Genomic DNA, 18,519 nt, shown 5'->3' with positions numbered 1-18,519 from the left:
CCGTCCGGCCCGCATCCTGTGGAGCAAGAACTGTCATGAGCCTGTTCGAGCGCGATAAAGTTGTCGGTACCTTCCGGGGCTTCTCCGAAAGCGGCATGGAGTTTCATGCCGACCTGGTTCTGCCGCACCACGACGACTTCCAGACCATGGCCATGCACGGCCAGTTCGCCCTCGTTCAGCTCGAACACGAACGCGAGGCCATCCTGGGGCGGATCACCACCATCTCCTCGCAGGGGCGCCTGGTGTCCCCCATCGGCGAGGACTACGCCACCCGCGCAGTGCGCGATCAGCGGCCCATTCCCGACGAGTTGCGCGAGCGATACCTGAAGTACAAGGTCGACATCCGCATCCTCGGCGTCCTCCGCGTGGAGGGCGACAAGCACATCTTCGTGCCCAGCCACCGGCGCCTCCCGCATGTAGGCGCCCAGGTCGCACTCCTGGGAGACGATCTGCTCGCAGAGGTCGTCAACGCGAAGGACACCGAGGACGGCGCGGTTCCCATCGGCTACCTCGCCTTCGGTGAATTTGTCTACGCCGGCAACGACAAACGCGTGGGCGACACCTCCTGGATGCAGATTCAACAGCCTGCGATCATGCCCACCTTCCAGATTGACAAGCTCGTGGCACGACGTAGCTTCGTCTTCGCTCGCGCCGGCTTCGGCAAGTCAAACCTGGTCAAGCTGCTCTTTTCTGCCTTGTATGAGCACCAGCCCACTGCCCCTCGCCGCTCTGGCGATGCTCCTGTCGGCACGGTCATTTTCGACCCGGACGGCGAGTACTTCTGGCCCGACTTTAGAGGCCGTCCCGCCCTCTGTGACGTGCCGCACCTGCGCGACAAGCTGGTCGTCTTCACCAACCGCCAGGGCCCCAGTGAGTTTTACCAGTCTTTCGTCGTTAACGGCGTCAAACTCAACATCAAGGAACTGCAGGCATCACGCGTGCTGGGCATCGCACTGCCGCCGGAAAAGCAGGACCAGCAGAACGTCGTCAAGCTGAAGTCCCTCGACGGGCCGAAGTGGAGCCGCCTCGTCGATCTGATCGACCGCGAGAAGTATGGGGCTGACCGCTCCCAGGTCCAAGAGATCCTGAATCTCGACGCTGGCCAGGAGGCCGAGACCAACGCGGCGATCGGCAATATGACCCGTGTCGTCAACGCGCTCCACGACCCCGACAGTCAACTCCTGAGCGCTTTGAAGGACTGTCTGGCCCAGGGAAAGCTTTGCGTGGTGGATATTTCCCAGATGCGCGGCTCTCAGGGACTCCAGCTTGCCGGTGTGATTCTCGGCGACATTTTCGAGCACAACCAGAAGCAGTTTACTGAGGCCGACCCGAAGTCCATCCCCACCATCGCCGTCATCGAGGAGGCTCAGTCCGTCCTCGGTGGCTCCAGTCAAAGCGAGGACGGCCCCTTCGTATCCTGGGTGAAGGAAGGGCGCAAGTACGACCTCGGCGCACTGCTGATCACTCAGCAGCCGGGTAGTCTGCCACAGGAGCTTCTCAGCCAGGGCGATAATTTCTTCGTCTTTCATCTGCTCTCGCAGGGCGACCTGATCTCCCTAAAGAAGGCCAACGCCCACTTCTCCGAGGATCTCCTGGCTACCCTGCTCAACGAGCCGCTGGTCGGTAACGGCATCTACTGGTCTAGCGCGCCAGGCACCGACCGCCACTCGCGACCATATCCCGTCTCCGTACGCGTTCTCAGCTTCGAAGACTCGTACGAAATGGCCGACCCCGACTACTCGCTCCCGGCTTCCGAGAGCTTCGCCGCCAGGGCTCGTGCCGCCGTCGAGGATCGGCGCACTGCAGCAAGGATTGCTTCCGTCAGCCTTGCCGCTAGCCACCCTCAGGATGCCAGTAGCGACTACGCCGATGACGTACCAGCGGCGGATGACACCGCCATCGCCATAGCCCACCTTCGGGACAAGCCCGAGTTCCAACGGAAGATCAAGACGTACGAGGGGATTAAGTGGGGGAGGATCGGCTTCCTGCTTGCCGAGAAGGCCCCCGAACACGCCAAACGAACCGGAGCTGATCGAGATTGGGGATTCGGCTTGGTCAAGGAAGCCTTGGATCGTCTTTACCCCGACCAGTGGACCACGGCCACGCGCAATGAGCCAGGTAGCACCCAGACCCGAAAGTGGGTCATGCTCAAAGAGTTTACTTCGAAGGATGACTCAAAAGTAGAGCAAGCCCTGAGAGATGCCTTGTTCGACGCGACGCAGACTGAAGAGAAGCCTCCCTTCTAACGAGTCGACTTCGATCCGTTCATAGTCCCCGTCGGCATCTCCCTCCCATAGATGTGCGGGATAACCACGGGGTGGATTGTGTCTTGCGGGCTGCCTTCGGTATCTGTTGGGAAGGGAGTTTGCATGGGCGACATGGAGTGGTCGACGCGTGTGGCAGGAGTTAAGCTCAAAGCCGTGCTTCCCCGCCGCTGGGCGCGCACAAGGGGTGGCCCGCCGTGCCACCGAGATCAGGAAGACCCTGGGCAAGAACGCTGACCTGCTCGTTGCTGCTGCCACGCTGCATGACGTAGGTTACGCGCCCCGCCTAGATGAGTGAGTCCGATGTTTGTGCTGGCCACGACTATGGCGAAGGGCGCCCACCTGGCGTTCGTGATCGGACAGCTCCAGCGACAACGGCTTCGGACCAGGCACCACCCCGCCCTATGACCGCCCTTGAACTTTAGACTCAGGACACTAGCGCGTGCGGGTGCCTAGGACCTTCCCGAGCGTGATGGCCACGTCGAAGTCCCGATCCCACGTGAGTGCGACGAGGTCGTCGAACTCCGCCTCAGGGCGGAGCAGATTGAGGACGTCGGCTTCGAATACTGAGCCCGGTTCTGCGAGGTCGAGCGCCTCGTCGTGGAAGCGGCGGTACGTGTTGCGTGACCGGAACATGACCGAGTACTCACCATCTACGAGCTCTCCCACGGAGACATCCCACTTTGCTTCAAGCGCCTGCAGTGTGCCGGCGACGACGTCGGCGTTGAGCGGCTCGGTCAACAGATCCACTCCCACCGCTTCTCGGGCCGAATCCAACGGAAGCGTCTTGTCCCAGAGCACCGAGAGGTGACCCTCGAAACCGATGTCCTCGCGAACTGTTTTGCCGAACTCCAGGTAGTCGGTGTCCAGATACGAACGCATCCAGCGGGTAATCCAGAGGATCGGGGCGTTGATCAGATTCGCCCGCAACGAGCCACTGCCTTCACCGTAGACAGATTCGCGGATGCTCGTCAGCAGCTCTTCGCAGTGGTAGTCCTTGCAGAACCGGAACAAGTGAGCCGACCGCCGTGGCAGACCGCCCCAGCGCGAAGACCGAGGGAGGGGGAAATCGGCCAGAATCGTCTCCAGCTCGCGTTGGAGTCCCGGCTTGGCGGCCGACAACACGAAGGCGTCGTCGTTCTCGTCCCACCGCCCGGCGCCCTCATAGTCGAACTTCCGCTTGCACGAGGCATATACAACGGCTTGGGCACACGTATTGAACAGCTCCGTGCTCACCCGGTACGCAACCTCGCAGTGATAGTTGAAGTTGAATCGGTCCAGCTCTCCGTCGGCGACCCGCTCGAAGACATGCTTCGCCGACAGCACGTCTCTCGCGGCACGGCCGAGGATCCGCTCGACCTCACCGGACGAGCTGTCGGCAGACGCTTCGTTGGGGCGCAGATCATCGGAGATCTCCTCGATTGTCGAGTCGAGCCGCTGAAGGGTTACCCGAAGCATGCCGCGTACGGCGTCGATGCGGAGCCGCTGCGCCTCGTCTTGGAGCAGCATCTTTTCAATGATCAGGTCGAGGTCGGCCAGGAAGGGATAGCGGTCGCGCACAAGCGCGTGTCGTCGCCCGCGGGCGTTCTGCTTCGTGAACATCTCGGTTATAACGAGGCCGAGCGCAAAGATGTCCGCCGGCTTGCCGATACCGAGGGCGTTGTTCCTCACCATCTGCTCGGGAGCGAGGTAGTTCCGGTTTACTAAGAGGTCCCCGCGATTCGTGAGCGAGGAGTCCTTGAAATGCGCGATGCCGAAATCGGCCAGGACGAGCCGGCGCGCACCAGGATCGACGAGGACATTCTCAGGTTTGATGTCGCGATGCACTATGCCGTCGCCATGCACGTACGCGAGCGCATCGCAGAGCTGGCACGCGTAGTCGAGAAGCACGTCAGCATCGGTTTCGTCGTTGATCACGTTTCGCAGCGTCATCGGGTAGAAGTCCATGACGTAGTAGAAGAATTTCTCGTCCTCTGAGCGCGCGTGGATATTCACGACGTTCGAGTGGCTCGATGTCTGTCCGTACTCGATCTCCTGCTTGAAACGCTTGTTGCGAGCGGAGTCCGCGTCGAGGTCCTTTGCAATCTGTTTGACTGCGAACACCTGACCGTCGGGCTTACGGCGGGCCTTCCACACCACGGCTGATCCGCCCCCTCCCGGAGCTGAATCGCGCTCGTAAGTGACTCCGTCGATGATGAACGGTTTGTGCTTCGGCATGAACCCACCCTACTGACCTCCTCGTGGCGGTGACGTCGGCCAATTGCCGCCAGGACCAGAGCGTTCTCCGGCGGGGCGAGGTAGATGCCCGCCACGTCGCGGACCTTGGTCACGAACTGCGGGTCGGACGACAGCTTCCAGGTCTCCACGATGTGCGGCTTGAGGCCAAACGCCCGCCATACCCGCGAGACGGCCGACTGCGACATGCCCTCCGCCACGGCCATCGAACGTGTCGACCAGTGCGAATCACCCGTCGGTGGCGCCTGGGCGAGCGTCCTGGCGACCAGGGCTTCGATCTACTCGTCGGTTATCCTTCGCGGTGGCCCCGAATGCGGTCGGTCCGCCAGGCTCTCCAGCCGGTTCGCGGCGAACCGGGACCGCCACTTGCGTACCGTCTCCCGCGAGACATCCAGATCGTCCGCGACCCGCGCGTTCGCCCGACCCTCCGCGCACGCCAGCACGATCCTCGACCGCAACACCAACGCCTGAGACGCCGTCCGCTTACGCAACCAGCCACGCAGAAGCTGGCGTTCGTGACCGGACAACTCCAGCGACAACGGCTTCGGACCAGGCACCACTCCACCCTATAGCCGCAAGCAAACTAACGGCTCAGGACACTAGGTCAGGTGTTGCCCAACCCTGCAGCAGACCCGCTGCTGGTGGACGCGCTCGTGTACTGCAACATGACGACCATGGCCGACGGCGGCCGGACCAGCGCCGAGAAGCGTGTCACAGAGATCCTTGGCCACTACGGAGACGACAGCCTGGCTGGGCGGTTCACCCGCCGGGCAGCGCCGGATATCTCCGCCTCCGTGGGGGTGGAGGCCGCGCTGGCGGCTCACCCAAGGTAGGGATAGGCGCCAGCCAGGTAGTTCCCGATCTGCTGGCGCATGCTCGGGTGAATGTCGTACTGGTCGAGCTCGGCCGGCTGGACGAAGCGAACGCCGTCGGCCTCATCGTTGATCGCGGGCGCCCCGCCGACAGGGCGACCGATGTAGGCCTTCTCGTACTGCTGGCGGATCTCGCCGTCAGTGGAGGCGACGGTGTGGTTCGGGTTGGTGTAGACGCCGAGGAAGCCGGTGATCTCCGCGACGATGCCGGTCTCCTCCAGGCACTCGCGGACCGCGCACTCGGCCGCGGTCTCACCAATGTCCTGGGCCACCGCCAGGGAGCGCCCACTGGCCAGTGTCGCGGCGGCGCTGGAGGAGGATGGCACCGCACTCGTCGACGACGAGGAGGCTGCTGGCCGGGATGAGGGTGTTCGCCTTGGGGGCGGCCGGGTCGTTGTAGTACTCAGACCTGCCCACGTTCTGCGATCCTCCCTCGGTCGGTGCCCACCGGCGTCCGCCGGCCCGGACGGGTTCGCCCCTTGAGCGAGTCACTCACGCCCCACGGTCACAGCTCGCGTAGGGCGGTGAGAACCTGTCCCATCACGAGCGGGGTGACTTCCGGACCACCACCGGAGGAGCCGGTGATTGCTTCCTCGGGTTGGGTCGGTACCTCAGCCCAGACCGTCTTTCCTGGAGGAGACTGCTCGGGGTAGTAGCCCCAGCGGTGGGCCATGGTCTGGGTCAGGAGCAGTCCTCGGCCTCCGGTGGCGTCGCTGTCGCTCGCTCGGGGCGTCGGGGGCCGCGGATCGCGGTCGCTGATCCCGATGAGGACGCCACGGTCGGTCGGCCAGAGCCTGAGAACGATTGTTCCGAGGGTGGCAGTTCCGGCGTTGGTGGCCGCAGTCGACTTGGGTGGGCACGCGTGTTGGATCGCGTTGGTGGCCAGCTCCGAGACGAGGAGGCGTGCGACCTCGATCCCTTCGGCCGGGAAGCGCCAGCTCTGGAGGATGTCGACGGTGTGACGGCGGGCCCAGGCGACGGCGTTCGGGGTGGCAGCGAGGGTCAGTTCGCTGGCAGGTGGTGGAACCTGATTCATGCAGGTGGCTCCCTCGGCGGCGTGGCCGGGTGGGTGCATGGCGCCGTGGTGAGTGGAGGCCCGCGAGGGCGGGGCGGCAGGTCAGGACATCCGGGCCCCGGGCTCGCGGGCGGCTTGTGTGCTACTTCGTGGCGATCACGTAGACGCTGCCCCAGCGGCGCTTCGGGTTGGCCATCGTGGAGTCGAACGTCCAGGGCTCGACAGTGGTGAAGCCGGACTCGGTGAAGAGCTGGACGAGCTTCTCGTAGTCGTAGGCCCACAGGTGCGGGGTGTACGTGGGGTCGTCGTCCTGGTCTCGGAAGACGAGGTTGACGAGGTCGAGGCGCGTGTTGATGTCGTCGCGGCAGTCACGCTTGGCGTACCAGCGCTCGATCGTCTCGTCGGAGGTTCCCAGGGGGCCGGGGTACTGGTTGAGGGCGAAGGCGGCGTCGGGGACGCCGGTGATGATCCGGCCGCCCCGCATGAGGACGCGGTGGGCCTCGCGGATGTAGTGCTTGACGGAGCGGGGGTAGTCGATGTGCTCCAGGAAGTGCTCGGAGAAGATCTCGGCGGCGCTGTCGTCCTGGAGGGGGATGCCCTCGCGGATGTCCCACAGGAGGTCGGCCGGCGGGACGAGGTCGATGTTGAAGAAGCCCTTGATGCGGTGGCCTCCCCCGCCGATCTGGACCCTGCCGGGCTTGTCGTCGATGCGGCCGTTGGGCCAGGCGCGACGGCTGGCGTGGTGGTACCGGTGAAGTTCGATCTCCTTGGCGGCGGTCCTGAGGGCGCGGGCGAGGCCGTGGGTGGTGGCGGGGTCGGCGAGGACGGAGGCGATCTGCTCGCCGAGGAGGTCGACGGAGGGCATGCCGGAGGGACTCATCACGGATCTCCTACGTGTGAGATTGCTTGGGGTGGGGTGTGCCGCGAACCGCGGCGGCGATCAGGCAGCGCTGGGCGCGGGAGCCGCCCACTGGTTGTTGCGCATGAGGGTGTACTTGATGTCCACCAGCCGCGGGGCGATGGTCAGCGCGAGCTCTTCGGCCGGGTGAAGGTGGCCGGTGTCGTCCTGCTCGGCTCGCCAGACGCGGTAGTCGAGGTTGGGGTAGGCCGGGTTGATGCCGATCTCACCCTTGGGCACCGTGCCGTTGAACGGGACGACGATGTCCATGTGGTTCCAGTAGTTCCAGGCTTGCAGCGCCTTGTGCTGGTCGAAGTAGAAGTAGAAGTCGGGGTAGCGGCCGAAGGTACGTAGTTCCCGGTGAATGAGGTGGCCGAGAAGCGGTCCGAGCTGGGTGGCCAGCGAGTCGAACTCCCAGCGCGTGTGATGCCAGGCTTCGGGGACCTCGCCGGCCGCGAAGAGGCGGGCAGCTACGAGGTAGCTGATCCGTTCGACCAGGTACGCGCTTGCGTGGCTGGTGTCGATGGTCGGGTCGACTCGGTGAATGAGCGCGGCCAGTCGCTTGGGACGGGGACGGAACTTGGCCAGGTCGAACTTGCCTGCCATCGCGGGGAAGGAGGCGAACAGCATCTCCTTGTAGAGCCAGTTGTTCAGCTCGCCGAGCCCGGCCAGGCACCGGGTGTGTCGGGAGGTCGAGTGAAGCATCAGGTACTCGGCGACCGCTTCGAAGTACAGGTAGCCGAGTATCGGCAGGCGGGGGATCGTCTCGTCGAGCAGCCTCAGGAACGGCTCGGCATCGACCCGGTTGCCCTGGTAGGCGACAGCGGAGGCGGTGGCGAGGAAAGCCGCCGAGTTCTTGACCCGGCTGACGACGGTCTCGCGCAGCTGGTGCCGTTCGTTCTTGCTCAGCAGGTATTCGAGGTGGCTGTAGATCTGCAGGTGGATGAGGCCCAGGCGCAGGTAGTCCACGCCGGCCAGTCCGCGGTACGCCTGCGGCGGGGTGTCGATCTCGAAGATCAGCGGGGTGGGGACGCGATCTGTGACGCCGAGCTTGGCCAGGAAGGCCGGCGCTTCCTTCGTCAGGACGTAGGAGCCGAGGTTGTGCATCCGGAGGCCCTGGTCGGTCGCGGTGAGTGGCGCGCAGTAGATGCTGCCGACGAGACATCCGCCCGACGGGTAGAGGACCCCCTGCCGGCTGATCTCCTCCAGGGCGTGGGTGACGTGAAGCAGGTGCAGCTTGCCGTTCCCGCTGAGGGCCTCGAAGAGGGCGTTGTGCCGCAGCAGGTGCCCGTTCGGGGTGTCCTCGGCGAGACGTCTGTCCCAGGCCGCGGTCTGGGCGACGAGTGGGGTGGTGTGGTCGGAGGCGCTCGGGATGAGTGCGGAGTCAAAGAAGGCGTGGGCATCGGCCCACAGGTGGTAGGCGTCGAGGAAGTCCACGTCAGACCAGGCCCCTCTCGGCGAGCGCGTAGCGGACGGCTGCGGGGCCGCCGGCCCCGGCGAGGTGGGCCCGCTCCGAGACCAGGACCAGGTCGAAGGCGAGCCCGCGCAGCTGGTCGAAGGCGGGTTCACGGACGTACCGGGAGTCCGGCCACCACTTGAGCTTCGGCAGGCGGTAGCGGTCCAGGGCGTCGGCGGCCTTGACCAGGTCGGTGACGCGCTCGGCGCGGGCGTGGTCGGCCCTGTCGTCGGCCGCGAACTCCTCGTACGGGATGTCGTGCAGCCGCACGGCGGTGGCCGCCTGCACGATCCGCCGGGGTGTGGCAGCGAGACCGAAGTGGCCCCAGACGGTGTCGGCGTTCGCGGCGAGCCATAGGGACGCGCGGGCGCCGTGTCCTCGGTCGTCCTGGTCGTGGCGTCGCTGGCAGTCGTGCACTGCGGCGGCGAGGATCGCGGTGGCGGTATCGGTGTCGTCGAGGCCGTTCCTCTCGGCGAGAACGGCGGTGAGGGCCGCCGTCCTCATGGCGTGCCGGACGCCGTGAATCGACGTGTACAGGCGGGGGTCCGCCCACCACCGGGTGGGCAGTCCACCGAGCGCGAGCATCTCCTTCGCCTGCGGGCGCAAGGCCGGCGGCGGTGCCGCCGGGAGGTCTGGCCTGTGATTGGTGATCCACGCGAGGGTGGCGTGGTCCATGTGCTGGTGGCGCGGGAGCTGCCTTCGGGCAGCCAGGTCGATCAGACTTGCGGTCAACGGGGTCGTGCTCACTCGTGCCCACCCCCTTGGTGGTCTCCGCTGGTGGTCTCCGCGGTGATGTTCCCTACCGGATCGGCGCGGCCTGCTGCTCGCGTTCCTTGCGCTCCTTCTCGGCCGCCTCGAAGGCGGCGGTGAAGTCGGCCAGCTCCTGCTCCGTCATCAGGGTCACGCCAAGCGCCGTGGCGACGTCCGTGATCCTGGCCTCGGCCTCGGCACGGGCTGCGTCGGAGGCGCCGTCCTCCAGCAGAACCTCGAACTCGGCGTGGTAGCCCCACGCCTCACTCCACTTGACCGCGATCTCGACGTCGTCGAGGCGGAAGTTGTGACGGAAGTTGAACGCCTCGTGCATCGACGTCCCGAACCCGAGGGCGTTGAACACCTTCACGGCGGCGGGAACGTCGGCGGGGGCGATGGCGAACTCGGTCTCGGCGAAGGCTGTACCCTGCCCGATCCTGCTCCCCTTAAGGGTGATCTTGGCGGTGCCGACGGCGGTGTTGTCGGTGACCTTCAGGAGCTGGTCGGGCAGCACGTAGAAGTAGATGTGCTTGTCGTCGGGGCCCAGGTCCTCCCCGTCCGTCTCCAGGCGGGTGACGAGCTGGTCGTGAATCTCCTTGGTGAAGCGGGCACGCATCTCGATCTCGACGGCCACGGGCTTGTCTCCTCGTTTCAGGCATGGCGAAGCCAGCCGGACCCTGCCGTGCGGGGGCTGTCCGGTCGGGCGCCGCTATGAGGTTGGTGGTCAAACGTGGGTGATGCGGCCGATGCGGGTGCCGGCCGCATCACCCCGGTGGATCGGTGTGGGTGTCAGCCGAGGGCGCCGAAGCGCGCCTCGACGACTCCCGAGTGCAGGTAGGTCGGCAGCGAGACGCCTCCCACCGACGTGCGGCCGGTGGCGACCTGCTCCTCCGTCTCGCTGGGGAAGCCCTCCAGCAGACGCAGGCATTGCTGGACCCACTCACGCGACGCGGGCCGGTCGCCCAGATCGCGGTGGCGTACGGCCAGGGCGTACGCGGTCTCAGTGGCTGCCCAGCGGTCGGTCGCCAGCTCCCGCTGGAAGATCGACTCCAGCTCGTCGGTGGAGGCCAGGCGGGTCTGGTCGGTCATGGTGCCCTCTCGGTTCAAGCGGTCGTGCCCCCAGTGGTGATCAACGCTCAGGCGTCCCCGCGGTGACGCGGTGACCCGCTGCTAGTACGTGTAGATCTCGGCCAGCGTCTTGTAGTCCTGCAGTTCGTCCTTCGCGAACCACAGCTCCACCTCCTGCTTGGCCTCCTGCGCGTTGCCGGAGGCGTGCACGAGGTTCGCGACCGCCTTGCCGGAGGCGATGCTGGCCGCCGAGCTGTAGTGGGAGAGGTCCCCCCGCACCGTGCCGGCCGGAGCCTGGTTCGGGTACGTGCTACCGACGATCTTGCGGACTGTTGCGATGGCGTCGAAGCCTTCCAGCACCAGGGCGATGACCGGCCCCTGCTGCATGAACGTCGAGGTGACGTTGTAGACCTCTGCCCCCAGCCGCTCCTCCAGGTCGAAGTAGTGCTTGCGGGTGAACTCCTCGTCCATCCACTTCATCTTCGTGCCGACGATCTTCAGGGCGGCGTCCTCGAACCGCGAGATGATCCTTCCTGCCAGGCCACGCGCCAGCGCATCGGGCTTGAGCAGGACGAGCGTGCGCTCGACAGTGTGTGCCTGAACCTCAGCCATTGACTCCCTTTCGACTTGCCGAATAACCAACGTGACGTGCTATCAGCCGTCGTGCGTTGAGGTTACCGGCGCTGAGGGAGCGATTCGGACGTGCGGGCAAGGCCCCGTACGGGTGATCATCGGTCAGGAAGCGGCGAAACCAGTTCGCCTAACGTCCCGATCTGGCCAACTTGGCTTTCTCTGCTATCCGCTGTGCATGCGCACCTAGAATCTCCTGTGGTCGTCCGGCACTCTCGCGCCGCTTGTACGCCTCCCAGGAGCTGAGCCCTTTTTGGCGGTTCCTCGGCTCCCGATGACTTCGATTCTTCCGGGGCTCTCCACGCGAGGCCATGCAGCGCCGGTGCAGTGGGAGTGCGGTTCCGGCGGACAGGATTCCTGCACTGAGACAGCGATAAGGGGGCAGTCCTTGTGGACGTGGTCGAGCGCTGGAGTGGCCGGTACGCGTGCCTGCTGCAGTCCGCCCTGCGACTCGGCAACGAACAGTTCGCCGCTCACCTGGGCATCGCCGTCAGGACGGTAGCGGCCTGGCACGCCGACGCGTCTGTCATGCCTCGCCGGGAGATGCAGCAACTACTCGACACTGCACACGAGCAGGCCCCGCCCGCTGCTCGTCAGCGCTTCGCGCTCTTGCTGGCGAAGGAGCAGGCGCCGTCTGACTCGATTCCGCCCGGTGCGCAGGCACTGCGTGTGGCCATCGCGGTGGTCGTCCGCGACAGCGAGGTCCTGCTGGTCTGCCGACGGGACAGCGACGCCGCGGGGATCACCTGGCAGTTCCCGGCAGGAGTCATCAAGCCAGGAGGCAGGGCAGAGACCACCACGGTGCGCGAGACGTTGGACGAGACCGGAGTCCACTGCGCGGCACGGAAGCACCTTGGGAACCGCCTGCACCCCGCGACCGGCGTCCTGTGCGAGTACTTCCTCTGCGAGTACCTGGCCGGCGAAGCCACCAACAGGGACGCCGCCGAGAACATCGACGTGATGTGGGTCCCCAGAAACTCGGTGTCCCGCTTCATCTCCGTCGATACGATCTTCCCACCCGTCCTGGCCGTCCTGGAGGAGCAGACGTGACGCAGCAGAACACGGACGAGCGGCCGGGCATCGCCGCCGCCATCGTCGTTCACGAGGGCCGTGTGCTCATGGTCCGCCGCCGCGTGAGCGAGGGGCAGCTCTCCTGGCAGTTCCCGGCCGGCGAGGTCGAGCCCGGCGAGGAACGCGAGGACGCCGCCGTACGGGAGACCCAGGAGGAGACAGGGCTGACCGTGGCCGCGGTCAAGCTGCTCGGCGAACGCGTTCACCCGAAGACGGGCCGCCTCATGTCGTACACCGCCTGCCAGATGCTGGGCGGCACAGCACACGTCGCGGACACCGAGGAACTGGCCGAACTTGCCTGGGTCTCCCACGGAGACATCCCGGAGTATGTGCCCTACGGGCTGTTCGAACCGGTACAGGAGTACCTCGACGGGGCCTTGTCCGTGTGAGTCGCTGTGAGCCGCTCCAGCTCGCGGCGGGGTGCTACCGAGGGGCGCCGAAGGCCTACGGCTTCCTGAATCTTGATCGAGGTGCAGGCGCCAGCGAACCAAGACGAGGGTTCTCCTTTTCCAACGCCCTGACGCGCCGCTTCAGTCAGCCGCCTCACAGGCGCGGACGGCGCTTCGGTTCCGCGAGGAACGCAGGCGGTGCGGGCTGCGTCTCGTCGGCCTTCGGGCCAGTCGCGGACACTCGCATTGTCGTGGTCCTGCGGGCCGCTTCGGCGCGGGGGTTCGGTGCGGGGTTGCGGCTGGTGTGCTGGATGCGGGTGATCAGGACACGGGCGGGCCGGCGGGGGGTCGTGAGTTCGCGTTGGGCGGCGGCTTCCTTGAGGAGTTTGTGGGGTTTGTGGCCGCCGGCTTCGGCGTCGGCAAGGACGGTGGCGAGGGCTGGCCAGGCGGGGTCGGTGAGGATGCGGTCGGCGTGGTCGGGGACGGCGGCGCGTACGTCATGAGCGAGAGTCCGCCGCGCCTGTGCGATGGGCTGGCGGGTGGCGAGATTGTCGACGACGGGCGTGAGGGCGTGATCGGCGGCGTTCTGGAGGTGGTAGAGGGTCCTGCGGGCGGCTTCGGCCTGGTGGACGTGGCTCTTCGCCTCGTGCCAGCGGACGGCGACGATCGTGGCCCAGACGAGGGCTGCGAGCAGGGAGGCCAAGGCGCTGCCGTCGGGGCCGGTGGCGGTGTGAGCGATGTCGCGGGCGGCGTGGCGCAGGGTGCGGGCGGCCTGGTTCTCGGCCCGGATCCGGGAGCGCTGGGCACGGGCGAATACCTGAGAGGCGGCATGTACGTCGGCGCGGAGGTGGTCAGGGGCTTTCTGGGCGGTGGCCTCGATGAGTTCGCCGAGCGCCACGATGTGGGCTTGGGCGTGGGTCTCGTCGGCCATGCCGGTGTGGAAGATGTCGAGGGCGTCGGTGGCCTGGTGCCAGGGAGTGGTGGGCTGCTCTCGGCGGGCGGTGGGGTGTTCCTCCGGCGCGGTGCTTTCCAGGCAGGCTTTGAGCTTGGGGAGGGTGAAGTCGGGAGCGATCTTTCCGCCGGGGTGGAAGATCTGTTCGCCGTCCTTGTTGTGGTCGCCGGGGCGGCCGGCGGCATAGCCGAGGAGGTCTCCGGAGGGTCCGCGGCGGGGTTTGACCGCGATGCCGTCGGCTTCGAGGTAGGCGAGGAGTTCCTCGGTGTTGCCGACGTGGGGGATGGCGGCACGGATGCGGTCCTGGAGCCAGTCGCGGCTGGTCTGCTCCCAGCCGAGGCGTTCGGCCTTGTGCATCTCGGCCTGAGTGGGGCGGCGTCCGGCGGTGCGGTCGCCCTTCTTCAGTTGGCGTAGGCCGTAGTCGGTCTCGATCTGGCGGCAGGCGTCGCCTACGCGGATGCCGCTGTTGTGAAGCTTGGGCCGACGGCCGTCTTCGCGGACGGTGGTGGCAAGGATGTGGATGTGGTCGTCGGCATGGCGTACGGCGATCCACCGGCAGCCGAGGTCATCGCCAGGCGGGGCGATGCCTGCGGCTTCGACGATCCGCTGGGCGATGTCGGCCCACTCAGCGTCGGAGAGGTGACGGTCTTCGGGGGCTGCACGGACAGGGCAGTGCCAGACGTGGTCCCTGACCTTCTTTCCGAACTCGCCGTTGCGGAGCCGTACGGGCTCGTTGAGGTGGCGAGCGAGCTGGGTGAGAGTGGCGTCGGGGTTCCGGCCGGGGTCGGGCATGCCGAGCATGGCGAAGCCCATGACGATGTGCGGGTCAAGGTGTTCGTCGTGACGACCGGGGCCGTAGAGATAGGCGAGTAGGCCGCGGGTGTTGGCTCCGGCCGGTTTGATGGCGGCTATCACGCGGGCCGGTCCTTCCTGGGATCGGCGGGTTCGCGTAGGGCCTCGGCTATCAGTTCCAGCAGGTGGTGCAGCTGGTCGAGACGGTGACGAATGTGGGGTGGGGTGAGGTCGCTGTTGAGGGCGCGGGCGATCTGGTTGACGTTTACGCCGATGCGGTTGAGTTCGCGCAGCACCTGGGCGCGGAACATGTGGGTGCGGCGGCGGTCCTCGGACAGCGGCAGGTTGGCGGTGAACCGGCCGGTGATGAAGGCGACGACGATGTCGGCGGCGAAGCCGGATTCCCCTTTGTAGCCGTGCTCGGCGGCAGCCTCCTGGAGGGCGGCTTGCTCGTCGCCGGTGAATCGCAGCGGGCCGACACGGACGGTGCGCTTGGTGCCGGTGAAACGGCGGATCGCCGGCTGGATGCTCTGTACCCGCTCGCCGGCTGGGGGCTCGGTGGCGGGTGCGGGGTGGAGGATCTGCTGCTGGACGGCGTGGAGCTCGTCCAGGCCGGGGCCGCCCTCAGCCCCGGCCTCCTGGCCCGGCGCCCCCTGGCGCTGGGACTCCTCCGCCACCCCCGGGGCGGAGGTCCCCGAAGACCGGCGTTCAGTCGGACTCGGGGTACTACTGGCTCCGCCAGGGGCCGCCCGTACGAACGCCTGCCGCAGACGTTTCGGCAACGTAGGGGACTTCGTCAGCGACAGCGGCTCGTCGGGAGTGTGGTCGGGGCGGTGCGAGTGGTGCGTCACGGGGGGTCTCCGGAAGGGGTGGGGAGGCTGGCGAGGTTCTGGTGGCTGGCGCCTCATCCGCAGGTGCGGGCAATGGGGCGGGCGACTGAGCCGGAGGCCGGCTGGCCGGGGTGACCGGAGGGGGTTCCGGTCACCCCGTGGGCATTCCGGTCAGCCGCTGTCCGGACCGCTCTTGGCAGCGGCTTCGGTTTCGGGCTGGAGGATCTTCATCACCTCGGTCAGCCGGTCACTGCCGATCGTCAAGTCCCTCTCCTTGACGGCCTTCCGGAGCAGTGACCTGCTGAGCGTGCCGTGCTCAGCGAGGGTGATTCGGCCGATCTCCACAAGCTCCTCGACGGTGGCTTTCGGCGGACGGCCACCGCGTCGCCTGCCCCCCGCAACCTCGGGAAGGGGTTCCGATACCTGGACGGTAGGGGCGGCCGGAGGCTCAGTGGACTGGACGAGCTCAGCCGGTGGCTCGGCGGGCTCGGCGGGCTTGGCGGGCGCGGTGGCCGGTGGTTCCGGTACCTGGACGGAATCGGTGCCCGGAAGGCCCGCGGGTTGGTCGACGAGCTGGTGGATCTGCCGCATCAGGACACCGAAGGCCAGCAGCGCGGCGGTCGGTGGGACAGCGGCGACGACGTAGTCGAGCAGCGGCACGGTTCCGGCACCGCCTGCGCCGCTGACTCCGGCCACGTTGAGCGCGATGGAACCGACCGACCCGGTGGCAGTGAGGGCGATCGCCCATCCGTCGGCCACTTGGCGCAGGCCCGCGCGGAGCATGAGAAGTTCGCCCGCGACGATGAACGCGTCCAGGGTCGCAGGCCAGGCCCAGCGTCGGGTGGGAGAGCGGTGCAGTCCGTGCTGTCCGGCGACCTCGGCCAGATGCGCATAGGACAGCCAGAACGCGCCGATGGTGAGGCCGACGATGACAGCGCCCGCTGCGATGAGCGCGTATCGCTCAGCAGCCTGCTTGGTCGTCTTCGGTCGTCCCTCGTCCGGGCGGCGGTCCCGGTAGGCGGGTGTGGATGGGTGGGGCAAGCGGGATACTCCTGGGGTTTGGCGGTGTGATCCGTCTTTGCCGTCTTGGCCGTTGCAAGCGCAGGTCAGGGTGGGTACGGCAGGGCCCTCGATCTGGCGTACCGGAGGCGTTGGCGGGGTCGTGTATCGAGTGGGACGGCGTCGTTGCCTCGTGCCGTCCCGGCCGACAGAGCCCTTACCTGCGCCGATACGGCGGGGACGCGTGGGGACGGCACAAGACGGATCCGGGCAGGGTGCCAGCAGGGCGGCGCGTATCGTCTTGATCGCGGTGCCGTCTTGCCTCCGGTTTCCGTCTTGCCTGCACGCCGTTTGATCTGCGGTTTCACGGCAGGGACGGCAGGGACGGCAGGGACGGCCACCTGGGTGGAGGCCGGCTCAGCCCAAGGTGGAGGCAGCGGGCTCGGCGTCCACCGCGTGGACGGTGGGGCAGTAGCGGCGCCAGGCGTCGAGGAACTTGTTGCGCATGTAGCCCTTGCGCTGGGTTCCGTCAGCCAGGCGGACGTTGCCGGGCTTGATGTCGTACCGGCGCAGCATCGCCGCGAGGTCGCGGGCGGTCAGGCCGTTGCGTCCCCATTCCGCCCACGGGTTCTCGGCGTTCTGCCGCAGGTGGTGCAGCAGTTCGTCCGTGGAGAGGCTGTCGACCTCGCGCTGGGCGACGAAGACCCTGCGGATGTCGGCAAGGATCCGGGCCTCGCCGGGCTGGTCCTCCTCGGCCTCGATCTCCGCGGCCACCATCCGCGCACACGCCTCGCGGGCGCGACGGGGCCAGGATCCGGCGGCGAGGTCGGCAACGATGACCAGGGGCTCCCAGGTGTCTGCGGCCCGGTCCTCCACCGGCATGTCCGGCTCCAGATCCGCCGCCTCGTCGAGCAGCGGCCTGGCCCAGGCGGCGATGCGATCGCGCAGGGCATGGAGCCCTGGGATGTCGCGGCGGGAGCGGAAGGGCTTGACGTACTCCCCCTCCGCGCGACGGCGCATTCGGATCACCACCGACCGGTCCATGATCGTGTCGGGCAGCTCGCCGATCCCAGCGAGGGCGGCCATGGCGAAGGTGGCGAACCTGTGCGGGGTGTGGTCGTTGCCGACGACCCGCGTGACGAAGCGATTGCGCTGGTGTCCTGCGTTGAGCAGGCCGCGCATCTCCTCGTTCTTCTCTGCCTGCTTCGGCGTGCCGAAGATGGTGTCCGCCTCGTCCACCAGGAGCGTGGGTGGCTCCTCGGTGATCGAGCGGAAGACCGCAGCCGGTGTGGTGTTGATGGTGAGCATCGGCTCGTGAACCGTCTCGGTCAGCACGTCCAGCAGCCGCGACTTGCCGCACCGCTTCGCCGGTCCGACCACGGCGAGGCGCGGCGCGTGCTGCCAGGCGGGCTGCAGATGCGTCGCCGCCACCCACAGTGTGACGGCGTCCAGGGCCTCTGCTGAGGGCAGGATCACGAACTTCGCTATCTGCGCACGCAGTTCGTTTAGCAACGATGACCCGGCGGTCGGCTCCGGCTCCGGCTCCGGCTCCGGCTCCGGCTCCGGCTCCGGCGAAGCATCCTCTCCGGACTGATCCGCCGTAGCTGCGTCCGGCGCTCCTTCGCCTGCGGGCATGGTGACTTCGCCGGTGTGGCGACCGGGCTGACCGGGGACTGCGACCGGCGGCCAGGTGTACTTGGCGGTGTCGGAACAGGACTCGGCTCCCGTATGTTCCACGGGGCAGCTCCTTGTCTGGCGGTGGCGGCTTGCGCGCCGTTGCCGCCGGGTTGGTTCTTCCAGGGCCGTTCGGGGTTGCTGGGCCTCCGGCGTTGCAGCGCCGGGGGTCCGTCCCCGTCTCGCGGGCAGCACGCCATCGCGAGGGAACACGGACCGTACGCCCATGCCCGGCAACAGTCCAACACTTCTGTGTCAGCTCAGCGCAGAACCGTCTGCTACGTTGCCGTCCCTTCACGCCGCAAGCCCGAGCAGATCCAGCAGATCCGCGGTCACGACCCGGTAGGCGTTGCCGAGCCGCAGCACCTTGCACGGGTACTCGCCCCGCTTCGCCAGCTCGTAGCCCTTGCTCCGTCCGAGACCCAGAGCGCGGTTGCTTGTCTCCAGGTCAACCGACACGGGAAGAGCGAGCAGCTCTTCCCGGCTCATCCCCTTCGAGCCCTTCAATCGTCCCGCCGCTATGCCTTCGCGCATACGTTGCGCCCCTTCGGTACAGCCCTCGGCGAACGTGCCCGTCACGTCCGGCTCCAGGTGTCTTACCAACCAGGATGGCCAAGCTAATGT

18 protein-coding genes and 2 pseudogenes are annotated in these 18,519 nt (G+C 67.0%); 5 read left to right on the top strand and 15 right to left on the bottom strand.

Annotation, left to right across the window (positions count from 1 at the left end):
• The first annotated feature begins 35 nt into the window (after positions 1-35).
• Positions 36-2,246 carry an ATP-binding protein gene (locus tag ACSMXW_RS20090; protein WP_485798088.1) on the top strand — a complete coding sequence of 737 codons (2,211 nt, stop codon included), beginning with the start codon at positions 36-38 and terminating at the stop codon, positions 2,244-2,246.
• Between the two features lie 148 nt (positions 2,247-2,394).
• Positions 2,395-2,562 (top strand): HD domain-containing protein, encoded by a 168-nt coding sequence (locus ACSMXW_RS20085; RefSeq protein ID WP_485798087.1) that lies wholly within the window; start codon positions 2,395-2,397, stop codon positions 2,560-2,562.
• 137 nt (positions 2,563-2,699) lie between these two features.
• Here ACSMXW_RS20085 and ACSMXW_RS20080 read toward each other — a convergent pair whose 3' ends face one another.
• Both ACSMXW_RS20080 and ACSMXW_RS20075 read right to left on the bottom strand, forming a co-directional pair.
• A complete protein-coding gene (locus ACSMXW_RS20080) occupies positions 2,700-4,481 on the bottom strand; it encodes a serine/threonine-protein kinase (RefSeq protein ID WP_485798086.1) in 1,782 nt (593 codons plus the stop codon).
• 296 nt (positions 4,482-4,777) lie between these two features.
• Positions 4,778-4,942 (bottom strand): helix-turn-helix domain-containing protein, encoded by a 165-nt coding sequence (locus ACSMXW_RS20075; protein WP_485808173.1) that lies wholly within the window; start codon positions 4,940-4,942, stop codon positions 4,778-4,780.
• A 186-nt stretch (positions 4,943-5,128) separates the two neighbouring features.
• Here ACSMXW_RS20075 and ACSMXW_RS20070 point away from each other — a divergent pair.
• A pseudogene (locus ACSMXW_RS20070) lies at positions 5,129-5,332 on the top strand (phosphohydrolase); the annotation flags it as partial.
• Here ACSMXW_RS20070 and ACSMXW_RS20065 read toward each other — a convergent pair.
• The 8 genes and pseudogenes from ACSMXW_RS20065 to ACSMXW_RS20030 form a co-directional block, all read right to left on the bottom strand.
• Positions 5,320-5,788, bottom strand: a pseudogene (locus ACSMXW_RS20065) (NUDIX hydrolase). The pseudogenes ACSMXW_RS20070 and ACSMXW_RS20065 overlap by 13 nt on opposite strands.
• Before the next feature lie 88 nt (positions 5,789-5,876).
• Positions 5,877-6,407, bottom strand: coding sequence for an ATP-binding protein (locus tag ACSMXW_RS20060; RefSeq protein ID WP_485798085.1), 531 nt, complete (start codon positions 6,405-6,407; stop codon positions 5,877-5,879).
• Between the two features lie 121 nt (positions 6,408-6,528).
• Positions 6,529-7,266, bottom strand: a complete 738-nt coding sequence (locus ACSMXW_RS20055; protein WP_485798084.1) for a class I SAM-dependent methyltransferase — start codon at positions 7,264-7,266, stop codon at positions 6,529-6,531.
• Between the two features lie 60 nt (positions 7,267-7,326).
• Positions 7,327-8,721, bottom strand: coding sequence for a hypothetical protein (locus ACSMXW_RS20050; RefSeq protein ID WP_485798083.1), 1,395 nt, complete (start codon positions 8,719-8,721; stop codon positions 7,327-7,329).
• Between the two features lies 1 nt (position 8,722).
• On the bottom strand, positions 8,723-9,487 hold the full coding sequence (locus tag ACSMXW_RS20045; protein WP_485798082.1) for a hypothetical protein: 765 nt from the start codon (positions 9,485-9,487) through the stop codon (positions 8,723-8,725).
• 52 nt (positions 9,488-9,539) lie between these two features.
• Positions 9,540-10,124, bottom strand: coding sequence for a hypothetical protein (locus tag ACSMXW_RS20040; RefSeq protein WP_485798081.1), 585 nt, complete (start codon positions 10,122-10,124; stop codon positions 9,540-9,542).
• Positions 10,125-10,279: 155 nt separating this feature from the next.
• Complete coding sequence (locus tag ACSMXW_RS20035) at positions 10,280-10,579, bottom strand: hypothetical protein (protein ID WP_485798080.1); 300 nt, start codon at positions 10,577-10,579, stop codon at positions 10,280-10,282.
• Between the two features lie 81 nt (positions 10,580-10,660).
• Positions 10,661-11,170 carry a nucleoside-diphosphate kinase gene (locus ACSMXW_RS20030; RefSeq protein WP_485798079.1) on the bottom strand — a complete coding sequence of 170 codons (510 nt, stop codon included), beginning with the start codon at positions 11,168-11,170 and terminating at the stop codon, positions 10,661-10,663.
• 408 nt (positions 11,171-11,578) lie between these two features.
• Here ACSMXW_RS20030 and ACSMXW_RS20025 point away from each other — a divergent pair, with 408 nt between their 5' ends.
• Positions 11,579-12,238 carry an NUDIX hydrolase gene (locus ACSMXW_RS20025; RefSeq protein WP_485798078.1) on the top strand — a complete coding sequence of 220 codons (660 nt, stop codon included), beginning with the start codon at positions 11,579-11,581 and terminating at the stop codon, positions 12,236-12,238.
• Positions 12,235-12,648 carry an NUDIX hydrolase gene (locus ACSMXW_RS20020; protein WP_485798077.1) on the top strand — a complete coding sequence of 138 codons (414 nt, stop codon included), beginning with the start codon at positions 12,235-12,237 and terminating at the stop codon, positions 12,646-12,648. Before ACSMXW_RS20025 ends, ACSMXW_RS20020 begins: the two co-directional genes overlap by 4 nt.
• A gap of 154 nt (positions 12,649-12,802) precedes the next feature.
• Here ACSMXW_RS20020 and ACSMXW_RS20015 read toward each other — a convergent pair whose 3' ends face one another.
• The 5 genes from ACSMXW_RS20015 to ACSMXW_RS19995 form a co-directional block, all read right to left on the bottom strand.
• Positions 12,803-14,515, bottom strand: a complete 1,713-nt coding sequence (locus ACSMXW_RS20015) for a relaxase/mobilization nuclease domain-containing protein (protein WP_485798076.1) — start codon at positions 14,513-14,515, stop codon at positions 12,803-12,805.
• On the bottom strand, positions 14,512-15,069 hold the full coding sequence (locus ACSMXW_RS20010) for a MobC family plasmid mobilization relaxosome protein (RefSeq protein ID WP_485798075.1): 558 nt from the start codon (positions 15,067-15,069) through the stop codon (positions 14,512-14,514). The genes ACSMXW_RS20015 and ACSMXW_RS20010 overlap by 4 nt, the downstream gene beginning before the upstream one ends.
• Before the next feature lie 324 nt (positions 15,070-15,393).
• Positions 15,394-16,263, bottom strand: a complete 870-nt coding sequence (locus tag ACSMXW_RS20005) for a DUF2637 domain-containing protein (protein ID WP_485798074.1) — start codon at positions 16,261-16,263, stop codon at positions 15,394-15,396.
• 375 nt (positions 16,264-16,638) lie between these two features.
• Positions 16,639-17,958, bottom strand: coding sequence for a DUF3631 domain-containing protein (locus tag ACSMXW_RS20000; protein WP_485798073.1), 1,320 nt, complete (start codon positions 17,956-17,958; stop codon positions 16,639-16,641).
• Positions 17,959-18,189: 231 nt separating this feature from the next.
• A complete protein-coding gene (locus ACSMXW_RS19995; protein ID WP_485798072.1) occupies positions 18,190-18,384 on the bottom strand; it encodes a hypothetical protein in 195 nt (64 codons plus the stop codon).
• Positions 18,385-18,519: the final 135 nt, after the last annotated feature.

This window comes from Streptomyces sp. DSM 116793 (assembly GCF_057320905.1).
This window is presented reverse-complemented; position numbering and strand designations above follow the sequence as displayed.

Bases quoted from the DNA above. Each gene is read 5' to 3' on its own strand.
- ACSMXW_RS20030 (WP_485798079.1), bottom strand. From the start codon at position 11,170: ATGGCTGAGGTTCAGGCACACACTGTCGAGCGCACGCTCGTCCTGCTC.
- ACSMXW_RS20090 (WP_485798088.1), top strand. From the start codon at position 36: ATGAGCCTGTTCGAGCGCGATAAAGTTGTCGGTACCTTCCGGGGCTTC.
- ACSMXW_RS20080 (WP_485798086.1), bottom strand. From the start codon at position 4,481: ATGCCGAAGCACAAACCGTTCATCATCGACGGAGTCACTTACGAGCGC.
- ACSMXW_RS20060 (WP_485798085.1), bottom strand. From the start codon at position 6,407: ATGAATCAGGTTCCACCACCTGCCAGCGAACTGACCCTCGCTGCCACC.
- ACSMXW_RS20055 (WP_485798084.1), bottom strand. From the start codon at position 7,266: ATGAGTCCCTCCGGCATGCCCTCCGTCGACCTCCTCGGCGAGCAGATC.
- ACSMXW_RS19995 (WP_485798072.1), bottom strand. From the start codon at position 18,384: ATGAGCCGGGAAGAGCTGCTCGCTCTTCCCGTGTCGGTTGACCTGGAG.
- ACSMXW_RS20035 (WP_485798080.1), bottom strand. From the start codon at position 10,579: ATGACCGACCAGACCCGCCTGGCCTCCACCGACGAGCTGGAGTCGATC.